General features: G+C 67.7%; 4 protein-coding genes. 1 reads left to right on the top strand and 3 read right to left on the bottom strand.

What is annotated here, in order from left to right:
* On the bottom strand, positions 1-261 hold a 261-nt coding region (locus tag VN419_RS08990), incomplete at its 3' end, for a metalloregulator ArsR/SmtB family transcription factor (protein WP_325646665.1).
* A 201-nt stretch (positions 262-462) separates the two neighbouring features.
* Between VN419_RS08990 and VN419_RS08985 the strand changes: the two genes are divergently transcribed.
* A complete protein-coding gene (locus VN419_RS08985; RefSeq protein WP_325646663.1) occupies positions 463-2,376 on the top strand; it encodes a methyl-accepting chemotaxis protein in 1,914 nt (637 codons plus the stop codon).
* Between the two features lie 264 nt (positions 2,377-2,640).
* Here the strand turns inward: VN419_RS08985 and VN419_RS08980 are convergent, their stop codons facing one another.
* Complete coding sequence (locus VN419_RS08980) at positions 2,641-3,573, bottom strand: SAM-dependent methyltransferase (RefSeq protein WP_325646667.1); 933 nt, start codon at positions 3,571-3,573, stop codon at positions 2,641-2,643.
* Between the two features lie 53 nt (positions 3,574-3,626).
* Positions 3,627-4,674 (bottom strand): NAD(P)/FAD-dependent oxidoreductase (locus VN419_RS08975; protein ID WP_349255586.1); only part of this gene is annotated, 1,048 nt, incomplete at its 5' end.

Genomic DNA, 4,674 nt, shown 5'->3' with positions numbered 1-4,674 from the left:
GGCCAGAAGCGGCCCATGGGCTTCCAAAAAAATCCGGCCCGGCCCGGCCTGCGCTGCGCGGTAAAAGGCCCACAGCCCCTCGCGGCGGCACTCAAGCAGCCCGGCCTCGGCCAGAATCTTGAGGTGGCGCGAGATGCGCGGTTGCCCCATGCCGAACACGCCCACCAGCTCGCCCACGTTCAGTTCGCATGCGTTCAGCACGGCCAAGAGCCGTAGCCTGGTCTCGTCCGCCAGGGCCTTGTGGATGCGCAACAGGTCCATGAGCCTCACCGCTTTATATCAAGATATCTTGATGCAGAGATAAAGAACTACCCAAGGTCCTCTTGACTGTCAAGGGCAGCAACCGCGGGAGCATGGAAAATTCGGCCTTCCAATTCCTCCCGCCTTGATTCGCCATGCAAAGTACAGTACGTAAGAAGAAAGACTTACATTTGATAATACATACAATATTGCGAGGTAGCCATGAAAAATTTGCGCCTGGCCATGAAGCTGGGAGTGGGGTTCGGAGTGGTGCTCGCCCTCACCGCCTTCCTGGCTGCGCTGAGCTGGAACGGTCTGTCCAACGTGCTGGACCGCATGGACAAGGCCGACGCCATGAGCGAAATCATCCGCCTGGGCCTAGAATCGCGGCGGCACGAGAAGAACTTCCAGATCCGGCGCGACCAAAAGAGCCAGGACGATGTCGCCAAGGCCGTGGCCCAGATCATCGAGGTTGCGGAGAAGTACAAGGGCCGTTTCCAGGTCGCCAAGAATCGTGAGCAGATGGACCATGTCATCGCCGCGACCAAGGGCTACGAGACGGCCTTCAAGGGCTACGTCGACCGCGAGATGGCCCGCTTGGCGACGCAGAAGGCCATGGGCGAGGCCGCCCTGCGCGCCACCAAGGCCGCGGAGGACCTGGACGAGGCCCAAAGCGCCCAGCTGGCCGCGGAAATGCGCGGCAAGATCTCTCCCGCCGCGCTGGAGAGCCGCATCGCCCTCTCCAACGATGCCGGGCGCGTAGCGCAGCAGATAACCGTCCTGCGCCTGTCCATCATGTATTACATCCAGACCGGGGCCGAGGCGCATCTTCTGAAGGCGCGCGAGCAGGGCAAGGCCCTCTCCGACCTCATCACGCATCTGAAGGGCCGTTTTGCAAGGCCCGCCGACATCGCCCAGGCCGACGCCATCCTCACCGAGATGAACTTCTACATGAAGGGTCTGGAAGACTACGCCAAGGCCGTGCAGCAGCAGCAGGACATGGACAAGCAGCTGGTCCAGAGCGCCCGCGACATGCAGAAGGTCTGCGAAGATACGCGCGCGTCGATCAAGGATCTCATGTCCACGGAGATCGCCCTGTCCAGAAGCATGCTGCTGGGCGGCGCGCTGCTGGCCCTGGTGCTGGGCGCTGCGGCCGGCCTGCTCATCACCCGCGCCATCACCGGCCCGGTGAACAAGGGCCTCTCCTTCGCCAAGCAGCTGGCCGAGGGCAACCTCGACGCGCGCATAGACGTGAACCAGAAGGACGAGATCGGCGCGCTGGCCTCGGCCCTCACCAACATGGGCGCGCGCCTGCGCTCCGTGGTGATCCAGGTCAACGCCTCGGCCGAGTCCGTGGCCTCCGGCTCGCAGGAGCTCTCGGCCTCCAGCGAGACCCTGTCGCAGGGCGCCACAGAGCAGGCCGCCAGCGTGGAGGAGATCTCCTCCAGCGTGGAGGAGATGGCCGCCAACATCCGCCAGAACGCCGACAACGCCATGCAGACCGAATCCCTTGCGCGCAAAAGCGCGGAGGACGCCCGCCAGGGCGGACAGGCCGTGACCCAGACCGTGGACGCCATGCGTCAGATCGTGGAGAAGATCGGCTTCATTGAGGAGATCGCCCGGCAGACCAACCTGCTGGCCCTGAACGCCGCCATCGAGGCGGCGCGCGCGGGCGAGCATGGCAAGGGCTTCGCCGTTGTCGCGGCCGAGGTGCGCAAACTGGCCGAGCGCAGCGGCTCGGCCGCGGGCGAGATCGGGCAGCTTTCCGCCGCCAGCCTGGCCGTGGCCGAAAGAGCCGGCGGCATGCTGGCCACCATCGTGCCGGACATCGAACGCACCAGCGAACTGGTGCAGGAGATCAGCGCCGCCTGCCGCGAGCAGACCACCGGCGCGGACCAGGTGAACAAGGCCATCCAGCAGCTCGACCAGGTCATCCAGCAGAACGCCTCGGCCTCGGAGGAAACCGCCTCCACCAGCGAGGAGCTTGCCGCCCAGGCCCAGCGCCTGACCCAGGTGATGCAGTTCTTCAAGCTTGGCGCAGGGCACCAGCAGGGCCGCCCGCTGGCCCTGGAAGCCGGGCCGTCGCACATGGACGAGGACGAGACCAAGGCCGACGACGGCTTTGAGAAGTTCTAGCCGCGACCAAGGACATCAAGCGAACGAACGGGCGAGGGAAGCGATTCCCCCGCCCTTTTTCATGCCTTGGTCTTGCAGCCTCAACGGACTAAGCCCGGCCCGCAACGCAGTTTCTCCAAGTGAGGGGGCTCCACACTCCAGTACGAAGAACCCCGCGCCCGGCATGCTCCAAAGCCCTCCAGCGCGGCGCGCCAGCTCCACAAAGCAAAAGGGCAGGAGAAATCCCCCTGCCCTTTTCGTCTTAGGTCTGCACAGCCTTCCGCCTCAGCGGATCAGCGCCCAGGTGAGCTCGTGCTTGTTGTGCGCAAGGTGCATCACCTTCGAGCCCGGAATCTCGGCAAAGGCCTGGATGCTCGCATGGTCCGTCTCGCCCTGGCACTTGAGGGTGCAGATGAAATTGCGGCAGGCGTCGGCCTCCAGCCAGCGGAGCACCAGCTCCAGCAGCCGCGCCGGGTAGCAGGCCATGTCGGAGCACAGCCAGTCCACCTGCGCGTCCGGCCCGCCCGCGAGCTTGGGATCAAGCCCGAAGCCGGAGCCCAGACAGTGCTCCACGCCCGGCATGGCGGAAATGCGCGGATCAAGCTCCGCCTTGTCCAGGCTGAACACCCGCGCGCCCAGGCTGGCCAGCACCCAGGTCCAGCCGCCGGGGCTTGAGCCCAGGTCCAGACACAATTCGCCCGGCTGCGGCCGCACACCGAGGAGCGTAAGTGCCTCCCAAAGCTTGAGATATGCGCGGCTAGGTGCGGACTCGCGGTCCTCCTCGAAGCGCACCTGCCCGTCCGGGTAGGGGCTCGTGCAGCGCGGCGCGGCGATGAGCGTGGCCTCGTCCCACAGGGTGAAGGAGCCCAGCGGAGCCGTGGGTGCAGGCTGGCCGAAGACCTGCGCCCGGGCCGAGACCTTGGGCAGCTTCTCCGTGATGAGCGCGGCGCGCCGGGCCAGACGCACCGGGTGCGGCCACCAGTTGCGCTGGATCTCCTTCAGCGCCTTGGCCCCCTGGCCGATGCTCGGCGCGGGCACGAGGCGGGCGTCCAGCCAGACGTTCTGCGCCCATGCGGCGGTTTTGCACCTGCGCGCGAAGACGAGATCGCCGTAGACCAGATGCCCGGCCCCGGCAGAACCCTCGAAATCCAGCTCGGCCAGGAGTTCCGGCAGAAAGCCCGGCGCGGCCAGATAAGCGGTGAACTCGCCCTCGCGCATCCAGCCCGGCAGGGCCATGGGCAGCGAATACAGCCAATTTTCGGGCATGGCGGTCATGCCGCGCCCCCGTCGCCGGCATCGGCGGCTCCAGGGGCCAAACCTTCCAGATCGCCCACGGGCTGGCCGCACAGGGTCAGCGCCACGGCCTCGGCCACGCGCAGGCCGTCCACGGCGCTGGAAATGATGCCCCCGGCATAGCCCGCGCCCTCCCCGGCCGGGAACAGACCCGGCAGGCTCACGCTCTGCATGTCCGCCCCGCGCAGGATGCGCACCGGCGAGGACGAGCGCGTCTCCACGCCCGTCATGAGCGCGTCCGGATCGGCGAAGCCGCGCAGCTTGCGGTCGAACACCTGCACCCCCTCGACCATGGCCGCGCACACGTAGTCCGGCAGGCAGAAGCGCAGGTCGCGCGCCACCACGCCGGGCGTGTAGGTGGGCACAAGCCCGCCCAGGCGCTTGGCCGCGCGCGCGGCCAGAAAATTGCCCACGGTCTGAGCCGGGGCGCGGTAATCGCTCCCGCCCAGCTCAAAGGCCAGGCGCTCCCACTGGCGCTGGAACTCCACGCCCGCCAGGGGATGGCTTCCGCCCAGGTCCTGCGGCCCCACGCCCACCAGCAGGGCGCTGTTGGCGTTCGCGCCGTCGCGCGCGTGCAGGCTCATGCCGTTGGTCACCACGCCGCCCGGCTCGGACGAGGCCGCAATGACCTGTCCGCCCGGGCACATGCAGAAGGTGTACACCCCGCGCCCGTTGGCCGCCTGGTGGGCCAGCTTGTAGTCCGCCGCGCCCAGGGCCGGGTGCCCGGCCAGATCGCGCAGCTGCGCGCGGTCCACCAGGGCCTGCGGGTGCTCTATGCGGCAGCCGATGGCGAAAGGTTTCTGCTCCAGGCGCACGCCGCTTTCCAGCAGCATGGCGAAGGTGTCGCGCGCGCTGTGGCCCACGGCCAGAATGACGCAGGACGTGGGAAGCTCCTCACCGCCCGCCAGCAACACCCCGGCCGCGCGCCCCTCACGCACAAGCAGACCCTCCACCCGCGCGCCGAAGCGCACCGTTCCGCCCAGGCGGATGATGCTGGCCCGGATGCCAGCCACCACGCCGCGCAGG

The organism is Humidesulfovibrio sp. (assembly GCF_035560995.1).
Lineage (GTDB): Bacteria > Desulfobacterota > Desulfovibrionia > Desulfovibrionales > Desulfovibrionaceae > Humidesulfovibrio.
This window is presented reverse-complemented; position numbering and strand designations above follow the sequence as displayed.

What these genes read in the sequence shown, in the direction of transcription:
- VN419_RS08985 (WP_325646663.1), top strand. Translation starts at nt 463, where the DNA reads ATGAAAAATTTGCGCCTGGCCATGAAGCTGGGAGTGGGGTTCGGAGTG.
- VN419_RS08980 (WP_325646667.1), bottom strand. Translation starts at nt 3,573, where the DNA reads ATGCGCGAGGGCGAGTTCACCGCTTATCTGGCCGCGCCGGGCTTTCTG.